General features: G+C 44.6%; 21 protein-coding genes. 16 read left to right on the plus strand and 5 right to left on the minus strand.

The annotated features are described in order from the left end of the window. Window positions 1-87 precede the first annotated feature (87 nt). Window positions 88-672: a 1,6-anhydro-N-acetylmuramyl-L-alanine amidase AmpD gene (ampD, locus tag RTP55_RS01925; protein ID WP_138018726.1), complete on the minus strand. Its 585-nt coding sequence runs from the start codon at window positions 670-672 to the stop codon at window positions 88-90. A gap of 186 nt (window positions 673-858) precedes the next feature. Between ampD and RTP55_RS01930 the strand changes: the two genes are divergently transcribed. From RTP55_RS01930 to gshB, 8 genes are all read left to right on the plus strand, one after another. Continuing rightward, the gene (locus tag RTP55_RS01930; protein ID WP_312383785.1) at window positions 859-3,987 is read left to right on the plus strand and encodes a DUF2339 domain-containing protein; all 3,129 of its coding nucleotides are present in this window, start codon (window positions 859-861) and stop codon (window positions 3,985-3,987) included. 532 nt (window positions 3,988-4,519) lie between these two features. Further along, complete coding sequence (locus tag RTP55_RS01935) at window positions 4,520-6,199, plus strand: DUF3999 family protein (protein WP_312383787.1); 1,680 nt, start codon at window positions 4,520-4,522, stop codon at window positions 6,197-6,199. A 62-nt stretch (window positions 6,200-6,261) separates the two neighbouring features. Further along, a complete protein-coding gene (gene nadC, locus RTP55_RS01940; RefSeq protein WP_312383788.1) occupies window positions 6,262-7,155 on the plus strand; it encodes a carboxylating nicotinate-nucleotide diphosphorylase in 894 nt (297 codons plus the stop codon). 66 nt (window positions 7,156-7,221) lie between these two features. Continuing rightward, on the plus strand, window positions 7,222-8,133 hold the full coding sequence (locus RTP55_RS01945) for an NAD-dependent epimerase/dehydratase family protein (protein WP_312383790.1): 912 nt from the start codon (window positions 7,222-7,224) through the stop codon (window positions 8,131-8,133). A gap of 75 nt (window positions 8,134-8,208) precedes the next feature. Beyond that, window positions 8,209-9,141 carry a hypothetical protein gene (locus RTP55_RS01950; RefSeq protein WP_312383792.1) on the plus strand — a complete coding sequence of 311 codons (933 nt, stop codon included), beginning with the start codon at window positions 8,209-8,211 and terminating at the stop codon, window positions 9,139-9,141. A 36-nt stretch (window positions 9,142-9,177) separates the two neighbouring features. Continuing rightward, window positions 9,178-9,897: an orotate phosphoribosyltransferase gene (pyrE, locus tag RTP55_RS01955; protein WP_312383794.1), complete on the plus strand. Its 720-nt coding sequence runs from the start codon at window positions 9,178-9,180 to the stop codon at window positions 9,895-9,897. 129 nt (window positions 9,898-10,026) lie between these two features. Next, complete coding sequence (locus tag RTP55_RS01960) at window positions 10,027-10,608, plus strand: toxin-antitoxin system YwqK family antitoxin (protein ID WP_312383796.1); 582 nt, start codon at window positions 10,027-10,029, stop codon at window positions 10,606-10,608. A gap of 42 nt (window positions 10,609-10,650) precedes the next feature. Beyond that, window positions 10,651-11,625 (plus strand): glutathione synthase, encoded by a 975-nt coding sequence (gene gshB / locus RTP55_RS01965; RefSeq protein ID WP_312383799.1) that lies wholly within the window; start codon window positions 10,651-10,653, stop codon window positions 11,623-11,625. Window positions 11,626-11,696: 71 nt separating this feature from the next. On the opposite strand, the gene RTP55_RS01970 is transcribed toward gshB, so the two are convergent. Next, complete coding sequence (locus RTP55_RS01970; protein ID WP_312383801.1) at window positions 11,697-13,670, minus strand: PhoX family protein; 1,974 nt, start codon at window positions 13,668-13,670, stop codon at window positions 11,697-11,699. 346 nt (window positions 13,671-14,016) lie between these two features. Here RTP55_RS01970 and murG point away from each other — a divergent pair, with 346 nt between their 5' ends. The 7 genes from murG to lpxC all read left to right on the plus strand — a co-directional run bounded on the left by murG (window position 14,017) and on the right by lpxC (window position 22,684). Further along, complete coding sequence (murG, locus tag RTP55_RS01975) at window positions 14,017-15,135, plus strand: undecaprenyldiphospho-muramoylpentapeptide beta-N-acetylglucosaminyltransferase (RefSeq protein ID WP_312383804.1); 1,119 nt, start codon at window positions 14,017-14,019, stop codon at window positions 15,133-15,135. 156 nt (window positions 15,136-15,291) lie between these two features. Continuing rightward, window positions 15,292-16,701, plus strand: a complete 1,410-nt coding sequence (gene murC, locus RTP55_RS01980; RefSeq protein WP_312383975.1) for a UDP-N-acetylmuramate--L-alanine ligase — start codon at window positions 15,292-15,294, stop codon at window positions 16,699-16,701. A gap of 236 nt (window positions 16,702-16,937) precedes the next feature. Continuing rightward, a complete protein-coding gene (locus RTP55_RS01985; RefSeq protein ID WP_095356141.1) occupies window positions 16,938-17,861 on the plus strand; it encodes a D-alanine--D-alanine ligase in 924 nt (307 codons plus the stop codon). 197 nt (window positions 17,862-18,058) lie between these two features. Beyond that, window positions 18,059-18,934: a cell division protein FtsQ/DivIB gene (locus tag RTP55_RS01990; RefSeq protein ID WP_312383808.1), complete on the plus strand. Its 876-nt coding sequence runs from the start codon at window positions 18,059-18,061 to the stop codon at window positions 18,932-18,934. 25 nt (window positions 18,935-18,959) lie between these two features. Further along, the gene (gene ftsA / locus RTP55_RS01995) at window positions 18,960-20,240 is read left to right on the plus strand and encodes a cell division protein FtsA (protein ID WP_312383809.1); all 1,281 of its coding nucleotides are present in this window, start codon (window positions 18,960-18,962) and stop codon (window positions 20,238-20,240) included. Window positions 20,241-20,389: 149 nt separating this feature from the next. After that, window positions 20,390-21,610 (plus strand): cell division protein FtsZ, encoded by a 1,221-nt coding sequence (gene ftsZ, locus RTP55_RS02000; RefSeq protein ID WP_007116178.1) that lies wholly within the window; start codon window positions 20,390-20,392, stop codon window positions 21,608-21,610. A gap of 195 nt (window positions 21,611-21,805) precedes the next feature. Then, window positions 21,806-22,684 carry a UDP-3-O-acyl-N-acetylglucosamine deacetylase gene (gene lpxC / locus RTP55_RS02005; RefSeq protein ID WP_312383978.1) on the plus strand — a complete coding sequence of 293 codons (879 nt, stop codon included), beginning with the start codon at window positions 21,806-21,808 and terminating at the stop codon, window positions 22,682-22,684. A 339-nt stretch (window positions 22,685-23,023) separates the two neighbouring features. On the opposite strand, the gene RTP55_RS02010 is transcribed toward lpxC, so the two are convergent. Continuing rightward, window positions 23,024-23,512: a DciA family protein gene (locus RTP55_RS02010; RefSeq protein WP_312383810.1), complete on the minus strand. Its 489-nt coding sequence runs from the start codon at window positions 23,510-23,512 to the stop codon at window positions 23,024-23,026. 180 nt (window positions 23,513-23,692) lie between these two features. Here RTP55_RS02010 and RTP55_RS02015 point away from each other — a divergent pair, with 180 nt between their 5' ends. Continuing rightward, a complete protein-coding gene (locus RTP55_RS02015; protein ID WP_050325458.1) occupies window positions 23,693-24,388 on the plus strand; it encodes a M23 family metallopeptidase in 696 nt (231 codons plus the stop codon). Between the two features lie 96 nt (window positions 24,389-24,484). On the opposite strand, the gene RTP55_RS02020 is transcribed toward RTP55_RS02015, so the two are convergent. Together RTP55_RS02020 and RTP55_RS02025 are read right to left on the minus strand one after the other, a co-directional pair. Beyond that, window positions 24,485-25,255, minus strand: a complete 771-nt coding sequence (locus RTP55_RS02020) for a DOMON domain-containing protein (protein ID WP_312383817.1) — start codon at window positions 25,253-25,255, stop codon at window positions 24,485-24,487. A gap of 7 nt (window positions 25,256-25,262) precedes the next feature. After that, entirely contained in the window at window positions 25,263-25,580 is a 318-nt protein-coding gene (locus tag RTP55_RS02025) for a YhbY family RNA-binding protein (protein ID WP_159768718.1), read from the minus strand. Between the last annotated feature and the right edge of the window lie 226 nt (window positions 25,581-25,806).

The following is a 25,806-nucleotide window of genomic DNA, read 5'->3' on the forward strand; positions in this document are numbered from 1 at the left end:
TCGTTATCTTGCAAAAATGTTATCTTTCAAAATCGTTATCCTACAAAATTGCCATAGGATAAATTTTTGAAAGTCACCTAATGGAATCTAATGGCTGATTTCACTTTTATTGACCATTTTTCTTAGTTTCACCCAATCAAAATACAGCCCCGGGTCGGACTTGCGGCCGCGCGCGATATCGCTGTGACCGGCTAGATGATTGATGGTTTTGGGATAAGCTTGATAAATCGCGGCAATCACGCCACTTAAAGCTTGGTATTGCCTGTCATCAAACTCGCTATAATCATCACCCTCCAGCTCAATCCCAATCGAATAGTCATTGCAGTTTGGTACGCCCAAATAACTAGATTTGCCAGCATGCCAAGCACGCTCATCAAAGCTCACAAACTGTGTGACCCTACCATCGCGCTCAATAAACAAATGCGCGGAGACCTGCTGCTGATAAATGGTTGCAAAATACGGATGGGCATTGGGGTCTAACTGATTTTGAAAAAATGCACGAACAAAATGCTCGCCTTGGTCATTTTTTAGACCAAATTCACTGGGCGGCAAGCTGATGTTATGAATCACAATGAGGTGAATATCGTTAGGGTCGGGGCGTTGTCCAAAATTGGGTGACGCCACAAACTCGCATGGGCTTAACAAACCCTGCTCAATGCTAAATCTCGACATAACCATACCCCGCCCAATCATCAAAATGGTGTTTCAAATAGTTGGTAAAACGCTACTTAATCATGTGGCTAATTTAGCATAAAATGGGCTTATCATCACCTTAACCGAAAGACACAGTTAAAAAAAAGCAATTTTGCAAAAAAATGGTATGCTATCGCTAAGCTGATAACAAGGGTAGAGCATTTGATGGATACGATTATAGCGGCGTTGATACTGGCAGTCGTGGGGGCGCTTTATAAAATTTTTGCCCAACAAAAAGCAATTACCCGGCTTGAATCCAAGCTCGACAATCTGCAAAAACAACTCGCTGACGTCATGGCAACCGTGTATATCCTAAGCAGCGAGGCAAAGCCATCATCTAGCCAGCAATCGGCAAGCGATAGCCGCCAAAATCAGCCTGTCACTGACCCTATTACTGACCCCATTACGCAGCCCATCAGTCAAGCCACCGTCCCAACGCCCTCCCCAGCGCCCCTCTCAATAGTTGCCTCTTTGCCAATGGCGAACACGCTTGACGCTTCGGTTAGTTCAACTGCGCCAACGGCAACGCAGCCGTCCGTGAATGACGCAGCCCCACCGCATAAACCCACTTTGCCACAGTCATCATCTCCTTCTTCTCATTCTTTAAGAGATGATGAAAGCGCTACCAATATTGTGACATCGCTTTGGGCAAGTGCCACCCAATGGTTCTTTGGGGAAAACTTGGTGGTGCGTGTCGGTGCACTGGTGTTGCTAGTGGGCGTGGTGCTATTACTCAAACTTGCCAGCCAATATATTGAGGTATCGATGCCCGTGCGCATGGCGCTGGTAGCGTTAGGTGGCTTTGTGATAACAGTAGTCGGCTATCGCACCACTGCCAAAAAACGCAGTTACGGTTTAACCTTGCAAGGCGTCGGCTTTGCGGTGATTTATTTGACGGTGTTTGCGAGTTTTAAATTGTATGGACTACTACCATCAACCTTAACCTTCGGCGTGCTTGCATTACTGGCAGGGTTAACAGTGATGTTTTCGGTGTGGCAAAATGCGCTGCCGCTTGCGGTCTTGGCATTCGGTGGGGCGTTTTTTGCGCCGATACTGGTCAGCCGACCTGACGGTAGTGTGGTGATGTTATTTAGTTATTATTTATTACTCAATATAGCGGTTGCGGTGATTGCCCATTATCGCACTTGGAAATTGCTCAATGCGCTCAGCCTAGCAGTGACCTTTGGGCTTGCGTATGTGTGGGGATTTCGTGCATTTAGTGGCAATAGTGCAGGTGCAGGCTGGCTGTCATTACGCTGGCAACTGCTGGGGTTATTGGTTGGGCACATGGCGCTGTATTTGTTTATTGCAGTTAGATACTCTCAGCAGGTCGTGAGCTATAACCAAACGCTGCTACAAATGAACAGGGGGTTAGCCAAACGCCCGATTCTATCGATAGATTCAGGCTTGTTGTTTGGTACAGCGTTACTAGGGTTTGGGCTGATGGCAAGCTTGCTCAATGATTTGCCTTATCATCTGGCCTTTGCGAGCAGTGCGTTATCGGCTATTTATTTGAATTTAGGACTGTGGCTGCTCAAACATCATCGCCGTAGCATCGCAGGCGACCCACAAGCCAACAACCAATTTGATAACAGCTTTGAGCTACTTATTGAAGCCAGCCTTGCACTCGGCTGTGGGTTTTTGGCTTTGGTGATACCACTGGCGCTATCAGCCAAATGGATTAGTATCGGTTGGGCAGTGCAAGGTGCTGCATTGGTGTGGCTCGGTGCGCGTACCCAAAGACGCTGGACGGTATATTTTGGGTTGGCATTGCAAGCCTTTAGTATCGTGTTATTGGTGGGCTTTGATACCCTCATGCGGCATTGGTATGGGCTACTGGATCAATTATCTATTCCGCACCAAACATCTATAGTAGCGGCTTCATCCACTTTGCCACTGACCGTATTGACAGCGTGTGTGCTGCTGTCTGCTTTTATTTTGCGTCACGGTAGAGCCAATATCGCGGCAGCCACATCCCAAGCTAAAGGTCAGCCTCAAACTCAACCTGCGACAGTCAAAACGACGCATAAACGGGTTCAACAAATCGCTGATAATGCCAGTCACAGCTTTGTTGCCACCGCGCTTGTGGTTGTCGGGTTTGTGCTGTATCTGTCGGCAATTTTATCCGCTGACCCCTTTTGGAACAACGGTGGCAAAACCACCAGCATCAAACTTGCTATGGGTATGGCGGTATTTTTAATTGTGGGACAGCTGATGCATCAGCGTTTTGTTTGGCGCAGTATGCGTAAGGTGAGCCGCTTGATTTTACCGTTTGCGATGATGAGCTGGGTGCTAGTTTGTCTCACCCATGTTAAGGTCGAGACGGTTGTAGACTTAAACGATTATCACATCAAAGCATTTAGTGGGTTGGGGCGTTATTTGCTCGCTATGCTCGGCTGTTTAGCCATCGCAAAATTGCTAGGCGCGTGGCTGCTTAGTCGCTGGCACCGCGACCGACTCGATACAAGCGTTGACGCGCTCGTTTGGTTTTTGGTACTGATTGCTATGCTAACTTGGATGCTGCAACAAGTGCCATTTAACTATTGGCAGCATGCCCAAGAGCTTCGAGCCATTATCACTATTTTACCGACCGTGCTGGCTGTGCTGGGGCTGATGAGTTTGTTGTTGCTGCCAAAACTTCAGGCGATTGGTGGTCGTTTGCTTGGTTGGTTAGAGGTTGATTGGCTACTTAAACACAGTGCTTATATTTTGCTACCGATGACCTTTATTTGGAGTTTATCTGCCAATTTCTCGTTAGACGGTCAGCTATTGGGCATTTATCTGCCACTGCTCAATCCGCTGGATTTGACCTTAATCAGTATTTTACTGTACCAATCTTATGTGGCACTCAAAGTTGATAGCAACTATCGTACTATCGTTTTGGTGGCTTGCGGTTTAGGGGCATTTGTGACGGTCAGTAGTATGTTGGTGCGTGGGTTTGCCAGCGTTTGGGGCACGCCAACGTGGGAACGTGGCGCTTGGTCAGTCAGTATGGTACAGACGGGGCTGACTATCTTATGGACCATCATTGCGATGGTATTGATGTTCTTGGCAAACAAAAAAGTCATTCGCTTGGTATGGTTTGCCGGTATCGCATTATTGACCATGGTGGTTGCCAAGTTGCTATTGATTGATATGTCGAATACCAGTGCAGTACTGCGTGTGGTGTCTTTTATCGGGGCAGGCTTGTTGATGCTAGTCATTGGTTATCTTGCACCCTTACCCCCCAAAGTAGGTAAACCCAAATCAGATAAACTCAAATCAGACAAAAAGAATGCAGCCAAAAAAAGCTAAGTAAACCCCTGCTAAAGCTCGTGAATAACGTGGGTTATTTTGCGTATTTACGGCAGGCGGGATTAGCTAAATGCACAAAGACTTGCTGCCTAATTGTCTTTAAATTGTAACATCTGGCTAGTATTTATCCAAAATATGGGCTCTCTTGTTAGTGGTTTGTAGCACGGTATAGAAGTTTTGAGTGGGTATTGTTAATATCCTTATAGGGCAAAGTTTTATGTTAACCAAATTATAAATCTAATTACTATCAACAAGTTAGAATGCTATTTATTATTTTCTAACATAAAAATTTAAGGTTGATACTGTCTAATGATGCTAACCATGTGATGTTAGGATTTCCAAATTTTTAGATTAGTTATGACTGACGGCTTTATGTCGATAACCCAAAGACGGGCTACGCTGTTTTTTTGGTTAAGTTTAATTGGTCTGAGTTCTTGTCAATGTCCATCGCAATGGGTGAGCTTGTAAAGCCATATCAGTTATATAGGAGCTATAAATTCTATAGTAACTATAAATTAACAATGAAGTAAAAATGAAAAAAAATAAGCATTGTCACGTGAGATTAGCCAAACACCGCGCCTGTATTTTATCGGCAACTTTAGTTTCGCCGCTATTGTTAGTAGCTATCATTTACACGCAAGCAGATGCCCAAAACCCCACGCAAACGGCATCCATCACTGTTGCCTCGCAAAAGACCACCACGACCACGGTAGCGCCTGCCATCGTTGACAAGTCAGAGCAAGCGCATGACACTGACAATATCAGCTATGGCTTTGAGGCATTGCAAAATAGCTTTGTAATCGACATTGAGTTACCGGGAGAAAATCAAGCGGACAATCCCAACAGCGCCCAACTGGTAAAATTTTCGTCGTTAACGCCCAGTTTGTTAGCTTTAATCATGCAGCAAAATGGGGTGGATATTAATGATAAACAAAATTATCGCTTGATTGATGCCAAAGGTCATATTATGCCGATGGCGATTCGCCCTGTCAGCAAACAATCATCCGTCAATCAAGTATTGCAAGTAGTTAGCGTAGAGACCGATAACCCCAATGCGGTGGAAAAATTACGCCATGCGTTGACCGTACAGCTTGATAACCCAGACAACCAACAATCAATTAATATTGACCTTAGCAATTTACCTTCAAACCCAGTTGCCGCTGTTACCAATAACCCGGTCAGAACTTGGTGGTTAACCAATCCCAACTTTGCCAAAAACCAATCTAATTTATCAACCGAGCAAGCAGTCAATCTTTGGCTAAAATTTTTACCCGTGAATTCAGCCCAGCCCAGCAAGCGCCCACTGCAACTGCAAATTTATGGCAGTGATGACTTACAAAGCTGGCAGATGGTCAGCCAAACGGTGGTCAGCCCCTTTAGCCCTAGCCAACGTGGTCAACCTAGCCAGCCTGCCCAACATAGCCAAATGGTAGCGCCGCAAGCTGACGGTACTAATCAGCCGATAGCGACAGGCAATGCTATTGCCATCGAGCCGCAGCAAGCCAATTATCGGTATTGGCAAGTGGTGGCAAATCAGCCTATCAATCTTGAGGCAGCCAGTTTAAATCGCATGGTGAGTGAGGCAAGTTTCTTCTTGACCCGCGCCAGTTTTTCAAAAGTCAAAGATGACACCAACCAATGGCGGCTTAGCCTTGCTCAGCCTATGTTGACCACAGGGGTGAGTTTTTTTGTCCCCGAAAATCAGCTGTGGCAAGTGAGCATCAAGGTACCTGAGCAAGAAGCCAATCAATTGGCTAAAATCAACAAAACCGCTAATGTAAGTAATGATAAAATTTTAGCCAATTCACAAATTGATAAAAACCATACCACGGTCAGTTGGCAACCGACGTTGACCAAATCGCTGCAATTGGGCGGTCAAATGCAGCAAGATGATTTGCCGGTCAATCTGTTAACGCCCATGTATGAGATGTATTTTTTAGCACAAGGCACAGCGCCTTATCGACTGGTGATTAACGAGCCACGCGTATTACAACAACCCAATATCACGCTATCCAACCAACAACTTACCAGCCTCGGCAACACCGTTGAAGGACAAATGCAAAATATCGAGGCATTGAACAACCCCAACGCGTCGTTTGAACGCTACAAAACATGGGCACTATGGGGTGTACTCGCCGCAATTATAGCGGCTTTGGCGTTGATTGCCCTGCGTTTATATCAACAAACTACTACCCAAGCCCCCAAAGAATAGGCGATAATACAATCTAACATACTTCATCGAAAATGCCCCATCGACAATAAGGGATTATTTGCATGTCTGCTGCTAGCCCAACCATTAGTGACACCTCGGTCACCACCCCGCACATCAGCTCACTACTACGTATTGAAATCGCCAAACAAGTCGCACTTGCGCTGCAAGAAGACATCGCCACTGGGGATATTAATGCCCAATTAATACCCGAAACACAGCGCGATACGGCAACCATTATTTGTCGTGAACCGATGGTGGTCGCGGGTAAGGCATGGGTGGATGAAGTATTTCGCCAGCTTGACCCCAATATGCAGCTTGATTGGGCAGTCAAAGACGGTGACGCTGTGACAGCTAATCAAGTTTTGGTGACGCTCATCGGTAACACCCGGGCACTGCTGACGGGTGAACGTACCGCGCTCAATTTTTTACAGACTTTATCATCTACTGCCACTGTGGTTGCCAACCATGTGGCGGTCATCGCAGAACTACCGACCAAATTGTTAGACACCCGTAAAACCTTGCCAATGCTACGCCATGCGCAAAAATACGCCATGCTATGTGGCGGCGGTAATAATCACCGTATCGGGCTATACGATGCCTTTTTGATAAAAGAAAACCATATCATGGCGTGTGGCGGTATCGCCCAAGCAGTCAGTCAGGCGCGTCAGATTGCCAATAAGCCAGTGGAAGTTGAAGTAGAAAATTTTGATGAGTTGCATCAAGCCATCGCTGCCAATGCCGATATCGTGATGCTCGATAATTTTACCATTGAAGATACCCAAAAAGCGGTCGAGCTAGTTGCTAGTCTTGGCAAGCCTTGCCAGCTTGAAGCTTCAGGCGATATTAGTCTTACCCATCTACGCCAAGTGGCAGAAACCGGGGTGGATTTTATCTCAATGGGTGCATTGACGAAGCATATCAAAGCCATTGATTTATCGATGCGTTTTCAACAATAAATCGGTTAAAAATACATCAATTAAAAATAGTCAGCTTTTTTAATGCCATTCACGATAGGTCATAGCATGATGCAAACCATTTTAATGATTGGACTGGGCAAAATTGGTTTACCAGTTGCTAAGCAATTAGCGGCGCAGGGGCATTGCGTGATTGGTGTCAGCCGCTCCACGCCGACAGATTTGGCTTTCTGTGACGCCATGACAGCCAAGCTGCCACCCGATAATGATAATTTATATCAGGAAAATCTACATTTTGTTGCTGGTGATGCGAGCACGTTAGCCATTGCTCAGCTAAGTCAATGGACAAGCCAAATTAGCCAAATCTGCATTATTGTCAGTCCAGATACCCTGTCGCTAGAAGGTTACCGTGACAGTTATTATGCGATTGCCGAGCATGTGGTGCGATTGGGTGACCATCTGCCAAACCTCAAGCGTGTGATATTTATTTCTTCGACAGGCGTTTATGGCCAAAATGCAGGCGAAGTCATTGATATCAATACCCCTGTGTCAGCACCAACAAGCGCCACTTCTCAAGTGATTTTGCAGACTGAGCAGTTGTTGCAGCGGCATTTTGAAGATAAGAGCGTTATCATTCGTCCAAGTGGGATTTATGGGCAGTCACGACTGCGTCTACTGACTATGGCAAAACAGTTAGCAGCGCAGTCGGCAAATATGGCGAGCGATTATCCGAGTAATACATGGACTAATCGTATTATGGATACAGATTTAGTCAGCATCATTGTCACCGTCATCAATGCGGGTCAAACCGTGCCAGTTTACTTGGCGACAGATAACGCGCCAGTCCCGCTCTATACTGTGCTAAACTATTTGGCGACTGCACAGGGCTTGAGCTTATCGCTGCCCTGTATAGAGCCAACAACGGGCAAACGCATTATCACTAATTTGCCTGCTACTCGGTTCAACTACCCAGATTGGCAGTCAGGCTATCAGCATATTTTGTCGAGTTTAGGCGATTAGTTTAGTGATGGGTGGTAAGCTTCAACAAAAATTTTTCATCATTTACCTATCTGTGATTTTATAGCCGTGTATACCATGACGTATTCCAATACTGAGCGCCAAGCCGCAAAAAGCCAAGTGGTTAAAGACAGAGACCAGCTACGCCATCCCAATGTGATGACTGAGGCAGAAAGATTGGCTTTGCCCGATCCTTGTCGCCCGATTGATAAGCGCGTCATACCGGCGCGTCATACCATTGACGTCTATATGCAAAAACCGCTTTCATTGCCAGTGGCGGATACCAACAACCTCACCGCTAGTGTAAAAGAGGTTGCCAAGCCCTACCCAATGAAGGACAACACAACAAAAACCCTTAAAAAAAGTCCGCAAAGTCATCAATCTGACATGCTAGAGCAGTTACTATCTGAGCAAACCATTGAGATGCGGCACTTTATCCAGCAACAGCAACAGCACGCCAATAGCAGCCAAAGCAAACACCCGTCATTGCATTTACCGCTGTCTTTGTTGCCACAGCTCGTCAATGACAGCAGTGTTTCACTGATGAAAGAGGTGATGGGTCGATACCCACATTTAGCGATCATGAATACGCTTACAACATCCTTGTCACAGCAGACAGTGCAAAATCTCTGCGCACATCAAGCCAACGATGCCCCCAGCACACAGTCTGACGCCACCTATAACCAAGCGTTACTCAATATCGAAACCAAACTGTATCTGATGGGACAAATGTACCATCTTGTGCTTTGTGTATTTTTGCTATGCCAATGCAAATCACGCAAATCACTCAACCCACAAATCACCTTGCAAGACTTGGCTGATGCTATCAATCAATACATCGAGGCGCATCGCACCCAATTGCATTTTTTGACCCGGCATAACGATTTATATATCGAGCCGACGCATGTTGAGCTCGCTGCCCTTGCCATGGATTGGCAAGTGGGTAAGCAAACAGCCATCAGCAAACGTACTATCACCATTAGCTCGCAAAACCCCATAACAGGCGGCTAATAGTATTTTTTAACTTGTTCTTTTTTGGAGTCGCGTATGTCGCAATCATCTCAAGCCCAAGCATCTCAAACCCAATCAGCTCAAACCCAAACCGCTCACGCACCGCAGTTTATTCCCCAGCATTTTATTGAAGTGGCACTCAAAAACAATGTACTAAAATTTGGCGAATTTACCCTAAAATCAGGTCGTATAAGCCCGTATTTTTTTAATGCAGGTTTGTTATCAACAGGTGAGCTATTGTCGGTGTTGGCAAATGGGTATGCTGATGCGCTTGCCAAGCAGCTACAATCTACCGAAAGTAGCGATTTGGTGATTTTTGGGGCAGCATATAAAGGTATTCCGTTTGTGGCGGCGACCGCGCAAGCACTGTGGAACAATCACCAAATCAATGCCGATTGGGGCTACAACCGCAAAGAAGCCAAAGACCACGGGGAAGGCGGTATGCTGGTTGGCGCCGATCTCAAAGGCAAATCAGTTTGGGTGATTGATGATGTGATGACCGCGGGTACAGCGATGCGCGAAGTCGTTGCGCTATTAGAAAAATCAGAGGCCAAAGTCGCGGGGATTATCGTTGCGCTGGATCGCAAAGAAAAAGGTCAAAGCGAACAATCTGCTATTCAAGAATTGGCGCAAAGCCTCAATGTACCGGTACTTGCCTTGGTCACGATGGATGACATTACCGAGTATGTCGCCAAAAATGGCACGCAGGAGGAACTTGCCAAAATGCAAGCCTACCGCGAGCAATACGGCGTTTAATCAGCGGTTGCCATCATCCTGGGTGATGATGATTTCACAGATAGTTTTTTACATCATGTTATATAGAATCCATCACCCAACCCCGCTAACGATAGATTGTTTTTAAATTAACCATTGAAGAGGACGGCTATGTTGACAAAAGCCTTGCCCACCACACTAACAACGGCACACCTTTTGCGTGTTGGCACTGCACTTACCTTATCGGCAATATTATTTGCGCTTACCGGTTGCAGTAGTATCAATGAACTGATGGCAGAGGGTAGCAAACCGCCTGCGATTGTCAATGTGGCAACTGACCAACAGCCGTTTTATGATGCGTTAAATAGCCTTATCTTGCCGCCAAAATCACCGCAAGCTGCGCCACAAGGCATTGCCGATGGTCCTTATAATGGCGTAATGCCAGAAGGCGAGCAATTTACCACCTTTGTGAAGAACGGTTATTTTGATGAATTTTTGGTGGTGTACTACCCAAACTTTGTGACCCAGCTTCGCACTGATTTGGTTAACGGTTTATATCATGGTTGGGTGACGTATCGATTGTCCGATAGCCGTATCAAACAAAAAGTGCTGTTCCGTCAAGGTATGGTACAAGAAGCGATTGTTTACAGCCAAGCGGGAAACCCTGAATATCATTTTTGGTTTACCAATGAACAACCGACCAGCGGTATGCGCTATGATAATAATGGCAATGCGGTCGAATCGATGTTTTAATAGCAAAACGAATAATTGATAAAAATTGAACAAGGATCATAAATGAAACCACTGAATTTTCTGATCGTCATGGACGATATCCACATCATCAACTACAAAAAAGACACCACGCTCGCGATGCTGTGGGCGATTGCAGATCGTGGTCACACGGCGCATTATTGCCAAATTCACGATTTGTGGCTCGATAATGGCGCATTGCAAATTGATAGCCAATCGCTCAAAACGTTTAAAGACCCTGCACATTTTTATGAGCTGGGGGAAAAAACCACGCAGTCTGCTCGCGCATTTGACGTCATCTTGATGCGTAAAGACCCGCCGTTTGACATGCAGTTTTTGTATAGCCTGTACTTGCTAGAATATGCTCAGCGAGCAGGTGTATTGGTAGTCAATAACCCAGAAAGCGTACGTGACTGTAACGAAAAACTGTTTGCGACGCAATTCCCTGAGCTGATGACACCGACGATTGTGACCAACAAACAAACGCATATCCGTGATTTTATCAAAACCCATCAAGATGTCATCGTCAAACCGCTTGATGGCATGGGGGGAATGGGCATTTTTCGTCTGACCGCCGATAGCCCTAATATTGGCTCAACCCTTGAAATGCTAACCCAGCTTGAAAGCTTGCCTGTGATGGCGCAAAAATACTTGCCCGAAATCAAGGACGGCGATAAACGCATTTTAATTGTCGGTGGTAAGCCCGTGGATTATTGCTTGGCGCGTATCCCAAGCCAAGGCGAAACGCGCGGTAATCTAGCCGCAGGTGGTCGTGGTGTCGCCATGCCATTGTCAGCGCAAGAGCGCCAAGTTGCTGAGCAAGTGGCGCCTGTGCTAATGCAAAAAGGCTTGTACTTTGTGGGCTTGGATGTGATTGGTGGCAAAGTAACAGAGATTAACGTGACTAGCCCCACCTGCGTGCGTGAGATTGACGACCAATGCGGCACGCATATCGCAGAGGATTTTATTGCGTTTATTGAATCGCATATTGAAACCCATATTAAAACGCAAATTCACTAGCTGTCATTGTCAAAGCAAAATAAAAAACCCAGTCATAGACTGGGTTTTTTATATCATCGCTTGGCAGGGTATTAAGCTTTAAATGCCAAATAACCCACTGCAGCACTGTAGCCATCTTTGAAGTTTTGGTTAATGAGCGGGCGAACCACTGTCTCAACGGCGGGGACAAATGTCATATCACCTGGGTGTTGGAAGTTTGACATGATATAAGTATAGCCATTGACTTCATCGACCGCGTGTAGGCCGGTAGATTCAGCTCCTGCTGGTGTTGACAGGATACGCGCTAATTTTTTGGTATCAACATTGTATGCCCAAAGATAGTTGTTAACATGGTAGCCAGAGTCTTCACCGATAAATAAGGTACGCATTTTTTCAGAGAATTTTAGGTTATCGGGGCAAGAGATTTTATCAATGTTAGAGGTATTACCGAGCGCGTCTTTGGCAATGTCTTCCCCTGCTAAGCCTTCAGGTACATACATACGGGTAGAGACCCACTCAGAGTTAATCGCTTTACCATTGTTATCAACCTGACCACCTTTAAGCTCATGGGCATAGACTGCGCCTGATTTTAGCTGAGCCACTTTGACATCGTACTCGTCTGTGGTCATCGATTTTTCAATGCGCGACATGGCAGAGTAGGCGATTTTATCTTTGATATTGACCGTGGTGCCTTCCATTTTGGTGAATGCCATTGACGCACCTTGCAGCGCTGCATAGCGGTGGGTCTCTAAAAATGCCGCCGCTTGGGTGAGTTTGTCTGCCGGTAATTTGCTATTTGGCGCAAGTTTTACCCAGTTATTTGCCCCGTCATAGCCGATTTTTTTGTAAGAGGCATCATTCGGGTCAGTGTATTTGACATCCATGATATCGGTTGGTACTACTGTATTGGCTAAGGCTTCGATTTCAGCGCTGGTCGCATGTCCTAGATGAATCCATTTGATGCTAAAATCACTGGCAGCCGCAGGGCCACCTTTGGCTGACGTTTGGCTGATTTTGGCAACATAGAGGTTACCTGCAGATAGGTCAGCTGCTTTATCGGCAACAAACATAAATAAACCACTGTTAGTGAAGTCATCGCCCATCAACGCAGTACGTTGGTCAGGCATCACTTGAATCAGTTCGTGAGAGATACGACCTAGATTGAAATGTTTTTTCGCGATACCAGACCCATCAGCGTTGACTACGATTTCTGGTAAATGACCATAATGGTATGGGTTTGCTTTGGTTTCATCACCGTATAAGTTTTTACTAAATGCTTTAAATTGGTCGCTACTTTTAGCCATGAAAGCGTCTGGTTCATACTCTTCTGATGATAAATGCGTATTCCATGGTGAGAGGGATGCACCACAAGTAATCCATAACCCATACACTTTTGACATATCCACATTGTGGTATTTGACGACTTTGAGTTCGCCTGTTTGTGGGTTTTGGTCAAGTGTCACTACCGCAATGGGTGAAGGTAGTGTACCGTAAGTATTGCTGCCGGCTTGGTCTTTACTTGTATATTCAAATTGCACCACCGCAAATACGGTATTACCTGTTACACCCGCAACACGTGCGCCTTTAACTGTCAATAATGAAGAACCATCGGGACAATCAGAGAAAAACTGGCGCGTAGAGGCTAGCACTGAGCTATCCATGATAGGCTTGTTATAGATATCAAAATAGCCGCCTGCAATGATGTCATTACCCTTTAAGTCTTTTAATTTATCGCCTGTTTTAAAAAACGGTTGATACTGTAGCTTATAGTCAGTCGTGGTATTGTCATCAAAGGTTGCTTTTAGCTTTGAATCGACATACACCGTTGCCATATTGGCGGGATTTGATAAATTTGGTGCAGCCATACCAACAAACTCAGTGGATTTGATGGTTTTTCGTGTATTATTCAGTATGCCTGCTGTGCTATTACTATCACTATCACTCCCACAACCTGTCAATAAGGTGGCAACAGAGCCTGTGGCAAGTGGCAACGCAGGCACCCCTGCCAAAAAACGAATGACATTACGGCGGCTAATGGTTTGGTTTAATTGGTTAACTTCAGTCATGAGTGAATTCCTTGCTGATAGCAGTTAGCAGTTGGCTACGAAATAAATTTTTTTGAAATAATGCAGAAACAATTATGCTGAGTATGGTAAAGGGGATATGTGACAGTGGCTTGACTGATTCATGACAGAACGGTTACAACTAATCAGCCGCTTTGAATATAAAGCGATACGATGGTTGCAAAATCTTGGCGCTACTTAGCAATTCAAGTGATTTACTTTATTATTGGGTGAAATAATGCTATGATTTTGCCATTTTTATGGTGATTGTTTTTCCCGATAAACGGTCAGTCATACGGGGTTTTTTAATCCCCACCTCACCTAGATTGGATTGGTCAAGGATAATAAGATGAGTGAGCCAACGATGCAAAAACCGCGCGTGCTGATGATGGCAGCAGGCACGGGTGGGCATGTGTTTCCAGCGATTGCAGTGGCTCAAGCGTTACAACAATCAGGTGCCCAAGTGCATTGGCTCGGCACCCTAGTCGGTATGGAAAATGAGTTGCTACAACATTACGACTTTACCTACCATGCCATCAATATGCAGGGGTTACGCGGGAACGGTATCAAACGCTTATTTAAAGCCCCGTCAACCTTACTCAAAGCAACATTAGCCGCTATCAAAATCATCAAAACCAATAAAATCGGCATCGTGGTAGGGTTTGGTGGTTATGTGACCGCACCCGGCGGATTGGCTGCCAAATTTTGTAAAATACCCATTTTGATTCATGAACAAAATGCCATCGCAGGCATGAGTAATAACTATCTATCTAAGCTTGCTAATCAAGTGTTAGAAGCCTTCCCAAATACCTTCACCGAACTACCTTCTAATAAAGTGATGACAGTTGGCAACCCCGTACGTGAGGCTATCGTACAAGTACCGCCACCAAAAGCCCGTATCGATGTCAATGATACCAGCCCTTTAAAGCTATTGGTCATTGGCGGTTCTCTGGGTGCTCAGGCACTAAATAATCATATCGCGCCCACGCTAAAAAAATTAGAAAGTCTGCCAGACGCCAAGCCATGGCAAGTGCGGCATCAATGTGGTAAAAACAACCAAGAGGCTACCCAAGCGGTATATAGCGAAGCACAACTCCAATCAACCCAGTATGAGATTTTGCCATTTGTCAAAGATATGGCAGCAGCATACAGCTGGGCAGATGTGATTGTCTGCCGTGCTGGGGCGCTGACGGTCACAGAAGTTGCCACGGTTGGATTGCCTGCGGTGTTTGTGCCGCTGCCCCATGCAGTCGATGATCACCAAACGGCCAATGCCAAAACCCTATCAGAACATGGCGCCGCGTTTTTAATGCCGCAAAAAGAATTAACGGCAGAGAGTTTAAGTGCCATTTTAGCCAAGCTCGACCGTCATCAAATCTTAGCGATGGCAGAAAAAGCACGTGAATTTGCCAAACCCAATGCCACACAGCTGGCTGCCGATGCCATTTTATCCCAGTTAAAACCTTAATTATTTTTACAACTTATAAGTCATTTATCATTGAGCCTGTCTATGTCAAAATCAGCCAAAACTGCCACTGCCCAATCTACTGAAAAACCTGAAAAACCTGAAAAAACCAACCGTGTCACCAAAAAAATTGCCAAGCGCGTGGTCGAAATCCCAGAGATGCGCCGTATACGCCACGTGCATTTTGTCGGTATTGGTGGGGCAGGGATGTGCGGTATTGCCGAAGTCGTCCATAATCATGGCTATATGGTTAGCGGTTCAGACATCAAACAAAGCCCAGTGACCGACCGTTTGACCCAAATGGGCATTCAAGTGTTTATCGGGCATGATTCCAAAAACATCAGTGAAGCCGATGTGGTCGTGGTGTCATCAGCGATTGATCGTACCAACCCAGAAATCCAAGCTGCCTTGTCAGGACGTATTCCTGTGGTACGCCGCGCCGATATGTTAGGTGAGCTGATGCGTTACCGTCATGGTATTGCGGTAGCGGGTGCGCATGGCAAAACTACCACCACTAGCCTGCTTACCATGATTTTAACCGAAGCGGGTTTGGATCCTACTTATGTGATTGGTGGTAAACTTAACGCGTCAGGCAAAAACGCGTCATTGGGTCAAAGCCGTTATTTGGTGGCGGAAGCGGATGAGTCCGATGCGTCGTTTTTATCGCTGCGCCCGATGGCAGCGATTGTCACCAATATTGACCAAGACCATATGGAAACCTATGGCGGCAGTTTTGACAAACTAAAAGCGGCGTATGTGCAGTTTTTACAAAATATGCCGTTTTATGGGTTAGCAGTATTGTGCGGTGATGACAAAGAGTTGTACGGACTGATTGATAAAATCGCGCGCCCTGTGTTGACTTATGGGTTAGAAAAACATAACGATGTGCAAGCGATTGACGTGGTGGCAGACGGCACCAAAACCCATTTTACCGTACTGCGTAAAGACCGTGAGCCCCTGCCGATTACTTTGAACATTCCTGGTATTCATAATGTCTATAACGCCTTAGCGGCTATTACCATCTCCACCGATGAAGGTGTCAGTGATGAAGCCATTTGCCAAGCGGTCAAAAAATTTGCTGGCGTGGGCAGACGTTTTGAAAACAATGGTAACTACCCTGTAAAAGATGGCGCAGGCGATGTGCTATTGATTGACGACTATGGTCACCACCCAACCGAAGTGGCAATGACTATCAAAGCGGCTCGCCAAAGCTATCCCGATCGCCGCTTGGTGATGATTTTCCAGCCTCACCGTTTTACCCGTACCCGTGATTGCTTCGATGATTTTGTGGACGTATTGTCACAAGTCGATGTGTTGATGCTACTCGATGTGTATAGCGCAGGTGAAGCGGTGATTGAAGGCGCAGATAGTCGCAGCCTTGCCCGTACCATCCGCACCCGCGGACAAGTTGAGCCAATTATGCTAAACATCAATGACATGGATCAAATCCGTCAGGTGCTAGGTAGTATGTTAAAAGGCAATGATTTGCTGATTACCCAAGGGGCGGGTAACGTGGGTCAACTCTGTCTAGATTTGGCAAAAAACAATTTATTTTTAACTGAAAAATAACGGCTTGATTGAACAACCGCTTGATTGAAAAACCACGCGGCAAGCGGTTATGAAACTTAAGGTATTGAAAAGCTGTTGTAGCTTGCCCATACTGCCAGCAGGCGATTATTTTATGAGTGAGCTAAAATTGCAAGCCATACCTAAACCATAGCTAAGTCATAGCCAAGCGATAGTTTAAAAATTTGTGTGAAATAATTATAGCAATGAATTCGGTTAACAAAAAATTAGGAATCAATATGTCAGAGCTTATCGATGTCAAACAATTTGGTAAAGTGGCGGTTGTCTGTGGGGGCTGGAGTGCCGAGCGTGAAGTGTCACTCACGAGTGGTCAAGCTGTGCTTGATGCGCTACTCGCTAAAGGCGTGGATGCCCATCACTTTGACCCCAAAGAAACAGATATCTCAAAACTGCGCGACTATGACCGCGTATTTAATGTGCTGCATGGCACTTTTGGCGAAGATGGCAGCCTGCAAGGGGTGCTAGACGGTTTTAATATTCCGTATACCGGTTGTGGCGTGTTAGCCTCTGCGATTGCCATGGATAAGTTTCGCAACCGCTTAGTTTGGCAAGCGTTAGATTTACCAAACGTACCCTATGTCGTGCTTGACGACAATACTGATTTTACTGCTATCGAACAGCAGCTAGGTTTGCCGCTGTTTGTCAAACCCGCCGCTGAAGGCAGTAGTGTTGGCGTCTTTAAAATTAAAGAAGCGGGCGAGCTTGCCAAGACCTACCCACAGCTCAAACAATACCACGGCGCTATTTTGGCAGAAAAAGCCATTACAGGCGGTGAGTATGCTTGCTCAATCCTCGGTGATGAGGTGTTGCCCAGTATTCGCATCATCCCAACGACTGAGTTTTATGACTACGAAGCCAAATACAATCGTGATGATACCGTCTACCAATGCCCATCAGATTTGAGCGAGGCGCAAGAACAAACCATGCAACAAATCGCAAGAAAAGCGTTTGCCGCCATTGGGGGTAAAGGTTGGTCGCGTGTGGATTTTTTACGAGATGACGAAGGCACGCTATATCTACTTGAACTCAATACGGTGCCAGGTATGACCAGTCATAGTCTGGTGCCGATGGCAGCAAAAGCGCGTGGCATGGATTTTGCGACGCTATGTGTGCGTATCTTAGAACAAACGTTGAGCGAATAAGTCATTTTCGTTTATATTTGTTTACAAAAAAAGTACTTGAATTGTCTAGAAGCGTATTATCTATTTACCATTCATTTCATTGAATTTGCTATGATATGCTTCTAAGCATAAATCCTTGTAATATTTTTAGTTATTTTGATTTTTGTTGTTGAGATTTTAGTAATTAATAATTTTAGACCGAGTTATGATTGGTCAATATGGCAAATTCATTTGTGGCAACTGCTTCTCTAGATACTACGCTCCCCAATCGCTTTCATCAGCTGCTGCCAAAGTTGTTAATGCTTGGCGTTGTGTTATTGTTGCTGATATTAGCGGCTTTGGCGATTAATGTGTTCAATAAATTACCCAATGCAGCCATCAGTTTGCAGCATAAAGGGTTAAATACCCAGCAAACCCTGCAGCTTCAGCAATTATTGGGCGAAAAAGCAGACACAAATTTACTCAAGGCTGATTTGCAAAGCTATGTGGCAAAACTTGAGACAGTAGATTGGGTAGGGCAAGCCGATGTGCGCCGCGATTGGCAACAAGGTATTGTGGTCAATGTCGTACCGCGCCAAGCCGTTGCCAAGTTTGGTAGTGAGCGTTTAGTCGATGCCAATGGCATGGTATTTAAACCTGCCGATAGCAATGACCTAAATAATACCAGCCTAATGCAGCTACAAGGCGATAGCCAAAATGCCATTGTCATGATGCAGCAAATCAAGCAAGTCAGTGATTGGTTTATGCCACTGGGTATAAAAATTGAAGAAGTCATTGTAACGCCCAGAATGGCATGGCTATTTCGTTTTGATAACGGACTTCGGGTACTGGTTGATAATGACAATACCTCAGAAAAACTGTATCGACTGAGCATCATGTTACAAAATCAGCTTAAACCACAGCTTAAAACGCTGCAAACGGTGGATTTACGCTATAAAAATGGCATGGCAATTACCAAACGACCTATGATACAGCAAGCCAGTGATACAACTGTCGTTAATAAATCGGATGATACTAAACCGGTGACCGATGCCAACTCAACAACCGATTCAAAAACTGAAGCCTTAAAAACGCCAGCCTACCCCAGCCATTAGGTGAAATATAATTTTGTAGTGTTCTATGAAAAAGCCAGATCTGATCGTCGTCGTCCACCTAAGTGCTACTGCTATTCATACTGTGATTGGGCAAATCCACAGTGCGCAAGATATTCGTATTATCGGTTTATCTACTGTCAAAAATCATGATTTCTCGCAAGGTACCATTCGCCACCGCGAACGCCTAAAATCTGCCATCAAACAATCTATTCAAAACGCTGAAGACATGGCAAATTGCCGTGTCAACAGTGTTTGGCTTAGTTTTTCTACCCCAGATTTGCAAAGCGTCAATAGTGTGGGCGAAGTCAAAATCAAACACGATATCGTACAAGCCAAAGACGTGGTTGCCGCGCTAACCCAAGCCAAAACCAAACATCTCCAAGATGATTTGTATTTGATGCATTATGCCCAGCAAGGTATTGCCCTAGATGGCAATGCTGAGATGATTGATGATGCGATTGGGATGCAAGCGAGTGACTTGATGGTGCTCTATCATCTGATGATGATGCCGGTCAAAGGTCGCCAAAATTTGCAGCAACTGCTGCAAGAATGTGATGTTAGTATTGACCAAATGCTATTTGATGCGGTATCTACCGCCGAATACGGCTTATTACCCGAAGAAAAATACCATGGCGTATGTCTGATTGATATTGGGGCATCGACGACCAGTATCTGCGTTTACCGTGAAGATAAGCTGATTTATACCCATTGTTTTGCCGAAGGCGGACATCACGCGACACTGGATATCTCTATGCTGCTAGACGTCACCATTGCTGAAGCAGAGAATATGAAAAAATCCCAAGCCAATGTCGATCGTCATGGGATTGATTCAAGCCAATTTTTTACCATCAAGCGTTCACAGCATGACGATGAAAAAACCATTAATATGCTTGAGCTCCTTGAAGTCACGGAAGCCCGCTATATCAGTATTTTAGGTCATATTAAAAAAGAGCTGGATAAAGAAGGGCTAAGTGAGTTTTTACAACAAGGCTATGTGATCACGGGCGGTGGTGCTGAAATGCGTGGATTATTGCCATTAGCCAAAAAAATCTTTGCCAATAAAGTAAACAAGGTCAATCAACACTCAGCGATTTCTGCTTATACCCAATATGGTGATGATGACAAGCTTCGCACCATTGCGGCAATGATTGGTGAGCGTAAATACCAAACCGCGTTTGGCACACTGTTATATAGTCAAAGTGAGGCGTTTCATCATAGCGAGAAAAGCTCACCTGACTCTTTGCAAGTTAAGCCCATGCGAGAAAAACTCAAAACTGTGAATAAATTTTTTGGTAAATTTTTCTAAAAAAGAGATATTTAGTATTTTAAGAGTGCTCATGTTATGATTAACTCTAAAATCCACTAATTGTGTAATGATTTAATTGATATTTAATTTAATATGTTTGCTATTTATGCTGCTCAAGCCTACTTGACAGTATACGGAGATTTTCAATTATGGAAGCGAAGTTTAGTATTGTACAAGATCACACTGATACATTTGCCGATTCAGCCCGTTTAACCGTCATCGGTGTCGGTGGCGGCGGTGGCAATGCCGTTGAAACCATGGTACAAAATGGTGTAAAAGGCATTACCTTCGTCTGTGCCAATACCGATAGACAAGCGCTTGACCGCCTGTCAGCGCCCAATAAAATCCAGCTCGGTATCAAAAATAACAACCGCGGCTTGGGCGCAGGTGCCAACCCAGAAGTAGGGCGTGAAGCAGCCGAGAGCGATGAAGAACAAATTCGCCAATTGTTAGAAAATTCTGACATGGTATTTATTACCGCGGGTATGGGCGGTGGTACGGGTACAGGCGCTGCCCCAGTCATCGCCAGACTTGCCAAAGAGCTGGGCGTTTTGACCGTTGCGGTAGTGACCATGCCATTTACCTTTGAAGGTGGCAGACGTAATAAAGTGGCTAGAGAAGGTATTGAGCAGCTTTCTAACTTTGTCGACTCCATCATCACTATCCCCAACGATAAATTGATGACAGTGTATGGCAAAATCTCTATGAAAGACGCCTTCAAAAAAGCCGATGAAGTGTTACTTCAAGCGGTGCAAGGTATCTCTAATATGATTTCAAAAGATGGTTTTATTAATATCGACTTTAACGATATTCGCACGGCAATGACCTCACGGGGTCATGCGATGATGGGTATCGGTAAAGGCAGTGGGGAAGACCGCGCTGAGATCGCTGCTGAAAAAGCCATCAAAAGCCCATTGCTTGACAATTTATTACTTAAAAATGCCAAAGGTCTATTGGTCAACGTGGTGGCTAGCTCAGATTTCAATTTTGAAGAGCAAGAACGCATCACCCAAAAAGTGCATAGCTTGGTGGATATTGACGAAGCCAACATCTTCTACGGTGTGGTATTTGATGAAGACATGGGCGATGAAATCCAAGTGACCGTGGTGGCAACCGGTCTTACGCTAGATAATACCCCAAAGCACCCAGCTAGAGATTTTGTCTCAGATGCCTCTAGCACCCACAAAGTGGAAGCAGGCACGCATGAACCTGCGTATGCGGCACGCCGTGATATACCACAATCCATCCCTGCACCTCAGCCACCTGTACAGCAAGCTATCGAGCCTGCGCCAGCACAACCGCAATCCTCGCAGCCACAACGCACAGGCAACAGTATTCAAGACTATCTACGTCGCCAGCAAAATCGCTAAGATACCGTATAATTTTTCAAAAGCCTCACAGCTTAATTGTTGTGAGGTTTTTTTATCAATGGAGTCAATCATAAAGGTCGATAAAATCAATCAAGCATCACTATGATGTAGAAAGGGACAATGGTAGAATAGCCAAATGTAACAAATTATATCAACCTAGCTTTGGCTAAGGATGAATGCAATCTACTAGGGGGCATTATGCAGCAGCGTACTATTCAACAACCCATCAATCTTGAAGGCATCGGCTTACATAGTGGTAACCCTGTACACCTGCGCTTTTCTCCTGCACCCGTTGACTATGGGATTCAATTTTTACGTAGTGATGTGGCACAGGCAAAGCCCATTCCCGCTATCTATCATGCGGTAACCGATACCATGATGTCCTCAAATCTCACCAATGAGCTAGGTCAGCGCATTGGGACAGTCGAGCATTTGATGAGTGCAATTGCTGCGCTTCAAATTGATAATTTACAAATCGAAGTGTCCGCCCCTGAGATTCCAATCATGGATGGTAGTGCCATCGAATTTGTACAAGTATTGCAGCAAGCGGGTATTGCCGAGCAAACGTCTGCCAAACGCTATATTCAAGTGTTACAACCGATTGAGGTTCGCGTGGAGGATAAAGTCGCAGGATTTCGTCCCTACAATGGATTTGTGTTAGATTTCCAAATTGACTTTAATCACCCTGCGTTTAATGGCTCACATCAAAAGTTTAAATTGGATTTTAATGAAGGCAATTTTATCGAGCATATTGCCAAAGCGCGCACATTCGGCTTTTTAAAAGATATTGAGTACCTAAAAAGCAATAACCTAGGGCTGGGGGGCAGTATGCAGAACGCCATTGTTTTAGATGATAGCGGCGTACTTAATCCTGAAGGGTTACGCTTTGACGATGAATTTGTACGCCATAAAGTACTAGATGCGATTGGTGACTTATACCTTGCCGGGCACCAAATTTTGGGTGAATTTTACGCTTATAAATCAGGTCATGCGCTCAATAATAAATTGTTACAGGCTTTATTTAGCGATGAAAATAACTATAAAGTTGTAACAAATAATGACAATGTTAACTAGATTTATTTAAATTTATTAATTTTATTGTGCATTTTTACTAATCAAAAAATTTTGCCTATTGTTTGATTAGTAACATTTTTTCATCAAGAAGTTATCATTTTATTACACTAATTAAACCCAACCCCCCAATTCTATCATTTAATTTTTTGGATATCTTTTTTTAGCCACTAGCTACTATAAGCGCACTAAAAATAAAAAAAAAGATATCTTTATCTACGAGGATGATTGTAAATTTATTCCTATATCTTTACTTTCACTTGCATAAGCCATTAATCTATTGATAAATCTTGCGATATCAGCAACATAATTTACATAAAGTTACATTGTAACTTGGCTATTTTAGTCTTTTATCAGTTTTTGTAACGCCGTTCTAAGTGGCTCGTTATCCGTGACAAGGTCACATAGCTGTGTTATATTTCGCTTCGTAAATTCGCTTAGCTCACAATTCTTTACATTGCTAACATTATGATTACACTGTAAACCTGGCATTTGCGAGCCATGAATAGCTTTGACAATCACCACCCGAAAACGTAACTGATTAAATTGATGAAAATTGTTGTCGAACGCTTGCAGGGTTGATAGTAGGTGCTGCTGGTTGTAATTGAGGTGATTGGCAAGGGTATGACTGTTCGTACTCACCACAAGTCTAAACGATTCACAAGCAATCACTTGTAAGCTTGCTAAGACCTCTTGAGGCAACACGTTTTGCCAAGCGCTGCGAACATCGTTCGTCAATTGCTGTAACTGCTGCAGCTTTTTTTGAAACGGTAATTGATAGTTGGCAAGACGCTCAGTGCGGGAAGCAAGATGGTTGGTTGGTTTTTTCATAGTCAATGAGCAGTGTGGTGGGTAGTTAAGCGACAAAAATTTTGATTTAGTCTTAGTATTGGGTCTTAGTGTTAGTGTAGGTGATTTTAAGACCAAGTTATAGTGAATTAAATCTTGCCAATGCGTTCAAATGACATTGGCACAGGGTTTAATAGCATAAGGTTTAACAAAGGATAAAAGATGAAATTAGCTCTAATCGCATTGCCAGTTGTTGCTTTAACCACAATGAGTGTTGCACAAGCTCAAATTCTATCGATTACCAATGCCGGTAAAACCAGTCAAGTTATTGTTCGTGAAGATGATGGTGAAGATTATTATCTGCCTTCAGATGCCGTTAATGCCGCCATCAAAAATCTAAGCCAGCAAACCCAGCAAAAAGAAGACCGCCTCGCAAGTTTAGCACAAAAACTATCGACCCAGCCAACCACCATTATCAACATGCCTGCAATGGGCAGCTATGCGGGTAATGGCATGTTGGCGTTGCGCCCAATTACGTCATCTGCGCGCATGAGTTCAGGTTTCGGCTATCGTATCCACCCTGTCACTGGTAAATCACAGTTTCATAAAGGCATGGACTTTGCTGCTCCCATCGGCACCCCTATTTATGCCACAGGTAATGGTGTGGTGACTTTCTCAGGTTGGGGTACAGGGTATGGTCGTCATGTTGAAGTAGATCATGGCAACGGTACTGTCACGCGTTACGCACATACCTCTGCAAACTATGTTAACGTTGGCGATACGGTGTATGCAAACCAGCAAATCGCGGCGGTAGGCAACACGGGTCGTTCAACAGGCGCCCATCTACATTATGAAGTGCGCCAAAATGGTCAAGCTGTCAATCCGCAAACTTACTTAGCAATGGCGCCAGCGCGTTAATCGTGACAATATCTCGATATATAAAAAAACTGGCTTTAAGCCAGTTTTTTATTTTTCGCTGTGCTATGGTTTAAAACGGTTTAAAACCATCATAATTTAGGTGTTTATCCAGTGTGCCTTGTTATGAAAGTCCGCTGGGTGTGCATGCTGTATGGCCCAATAACTCATTTCATCGACTGTTGGAGCTAAGCTATTTGCTAATCCATTGTATGACGGTTGCTGAATCACACGCGTTGGATTTAGCGCATAATTACCATTTGCATCAACCAACTTGTCCAATGCTGATTTGGCAAATGTCATACCGACACGAAAAGTACTAACGCTAAACGCATATTGCTGTTCTACCGCTCGTACATGGGTGAGGAGTAATGAACTTGCAGAACACCAAAAAACAAGCGGAAGCTCGCTATCTTGTGTAACGGCTTGGCTAAAAAAATTGATATCCTCGCCATAAGTCAGCGCTGTGATAGGCAAGCGCCGAGGAGGTAATGCATTCGGTGTCCGATAGCTGTCAAAATAATAAAGATTAAACTCACCATTGGTCGCCAAATTGACCTCAAGATACGGGCTATCCGCTTGGCTATCTTTGGCAATAAAACACTCAAAGCAATCTGCTTGCCATAAATAATCTTGGCGCATCACGCGTTCAAGTACCAATGGGCTAAATGTCGGAAAATTTGCCCATAGACCAGCTTGTAGAGCGGTTTGACTATCATCAATCTTGGGATGGGTAGCATCAAATAAGAGCGTTAAAAATTTACTATCGGCGACCACATGTACTGAGAGCCGGTAGTCCAGTGTTGCCGATACGGTGAGTGGTTCAGCCGCGCTCGTCAGTGCGAATGTCACACCCTGTAATGCGTCCATTGTAGCCTTAGCCAAAACGTGCCAAGTTTGATAACTTAGGATTGGCGTCCAGATTGCGACGTAGTAATAACACCATACGACCGATACTGGTGACCAAAATCGCATCAGTGGCTTCAACAATCGCATTTGCCACAGCGTCACGATCTGCTTTGCTACCGGCTGGGATTTTTACTTTAATCAGCTCATGATCGGTCAGTGCGCGCCCAATTTCTTCAATAACGGTTGGGGTAACGCCTTGACCCCCAATCATTACCACAGGGTTCAGCTGGTGACCGATGCCTTTTAAATGTTTGATATCCGCATTTGATAAGCTTGAATTTGCCATAACTGTCAATTGACCTATAAAAAAATTAGCTAGCATTATACCATATTAATCATTTTGCCTAATAAATTATGGGCAATACATAGGCAAAAACACATAGGCAAAACGCTGCCATGACTTATCAATCTACAAAAATCACTGGATTAAAAAAAATCAATAGCCAATCCATGAGTTAACACAAGCTAACTGGGTGAAATATGCTAAAATAACAGCCTTAACCCTTGAGATT

It is taken from the genome of Moraxella sp. CTOTU47579 (assembly GCF_032004885.1).
Taxonomy (GTDB): Bacteria; Pseudomonadota; Gammaproteobacteria; order Pseudomonadales; family Moraxellaceae; genus Faucicola; species Faucicola tetraodonis.

What these genes read in the sequence shown, in the direction of transcription:
- RTP55_RS02020 (WP_312383817.1), bottom strand. Translation starts at nt 25,255, where the DNA reads ATGGACGCATTACAGGGTGTGACATTCGCACTGACGAGCGCGGCTGAA.
- gshB (WP_312383799.1), top strand. Translation starts at nt 10,651, where the DNA reads ATGAAACCACTGAATTTTCTGATCGTCATGGACGATATCCACATCATC.
- RTP55_RS02025 (WP_159768718.1), bottom strand. Translation starts at nt 25,580, where the DNA reads ATGGCAAATTCAAGCTTATCAAATGCGGATATCAAACATTTAAAAGGC.
- ftsZ (WP_007116178.1), top strand. Translation starts at nt 20,390, where the DNA reads ATGGAAGCGAAGTTTAGTATTGTACAAGATCACACTGATACATTTGCC.
- RTP55_RS01985 (WP_095356141.1), top strand. Translation starts at nt 16,938, where the DNA reads ATGTCAGAGCTTATCGATGTCAAACAATTTGGTAAAGTGGCGGTTGTC.
- pyrE (WP_312383794.1), top strand. Translation starts at nt 9,178, where the DNA reads ATGTCGCAATCATCTCAAGCCCAAGCATCTCAAACCCAATCAGCTCAA.
- ftsA (WP_312383809.1), top strand. Translation starts at nt 18,960, where the DNA reads ATGAAAAAGCCAGATCTGATCGTCGTCGTCCACCTAAGTGCTACTGCT.
- murC (WP_312383975.1), top strand. Translation starts at nt 15,292, where the DNA reads ATGCGCCGTATACGCCACGTGCATTTTGTCGGTATTGGTGGGGCAGGG.
- ampD (WP_138018726.1), bottom strand. Translation starts at nt 672, where the DNA reads ATGTCGAGATTTAGCATTGAGCAGGGTTTGTTAAGCCCATGCGAGTTT.
- RTP55_RS01990 (WP_312383808.1), top strand. Translation starts at nt 18,059, where the DNA reads ATGGCAAATTCATTTGTGGCAACTGCTTCTCTAGATACTACGCTCCCC.
- RTP55_RS02010 (WP_312383810.1), bottom strand. Translation starts at nt 23,512, where the DNA reads ATGAAAAAACCAACCAACCATCTTGCTTCCCGCACTGAGCGTCTTGCC.
- nadC (WP_312383788.1), top strand. Translation starts at nt 6,262, where the DNA reads ATGTCTGCTGCTAGCCCAACCATTAGTGACACCTCGGTCACCACCCCG.
- RTP55_RS01960 (WP_312383796.1), top strand. Translation starts at nt 10,027, where the DNA reads ATGTTGACAAAAGCCTTGCCCACCACACTAACAACGGCACACCTTTTG.
- RTP55_RS01930 (WP_312383785.1), top strand. Translation starts at nt 859, where the DNA reads ATGGATACGATTATAGCGGCGTTGATACTGGCAGTCGTGGGGGCGCTT.
- RTP55_RS01945 (WP_312383790.1), top strand. Translation starts at nt 7,222, where the DNA reads ATGATGCAAACCATTTTAATGATTGGACTGGGCAAAATTGGTTTACCA.
- murG (WP_312383804.1), top strand. Translation starts at nt 14,017, where the DNA reads ATGAGTGAGCCAACGATGCAAAAACCGCGCGTGCTGATGATGGCAGCA.
- RTP55_RS02015 (WP_050325458.1), top strand. Translation starts at nt 23,693, where the DNA reads ATGAAATTAGCTCTAATCGCATTGCCAGTTGTTGCTTTAACCACAATG.
- RTP55_RS01935 (WP_312383787.1), top strand. Translation starts at nt 4,520, where the DNA reads ATGAAAAAAAATAAGCATTGTCACGTGAGATTAGCCAAACACCGCGCC.
- RTP55_RS01950 (WP_312383792.1), top strand. Translation starts at nt 8,209, where the DNA reads ATGACGTATTCCAATACTGAGCGCCAAGCCGCAAAAAGCCAAGTGGTT.
- RTP55_RS01970 (WP_312383801.1), bottom strand. Translation starts at nt 13,670, where the DNA reads ATGACTGAAGTTAACCAATTAAACCAAACCATTAGCCGCCGTAATGTC.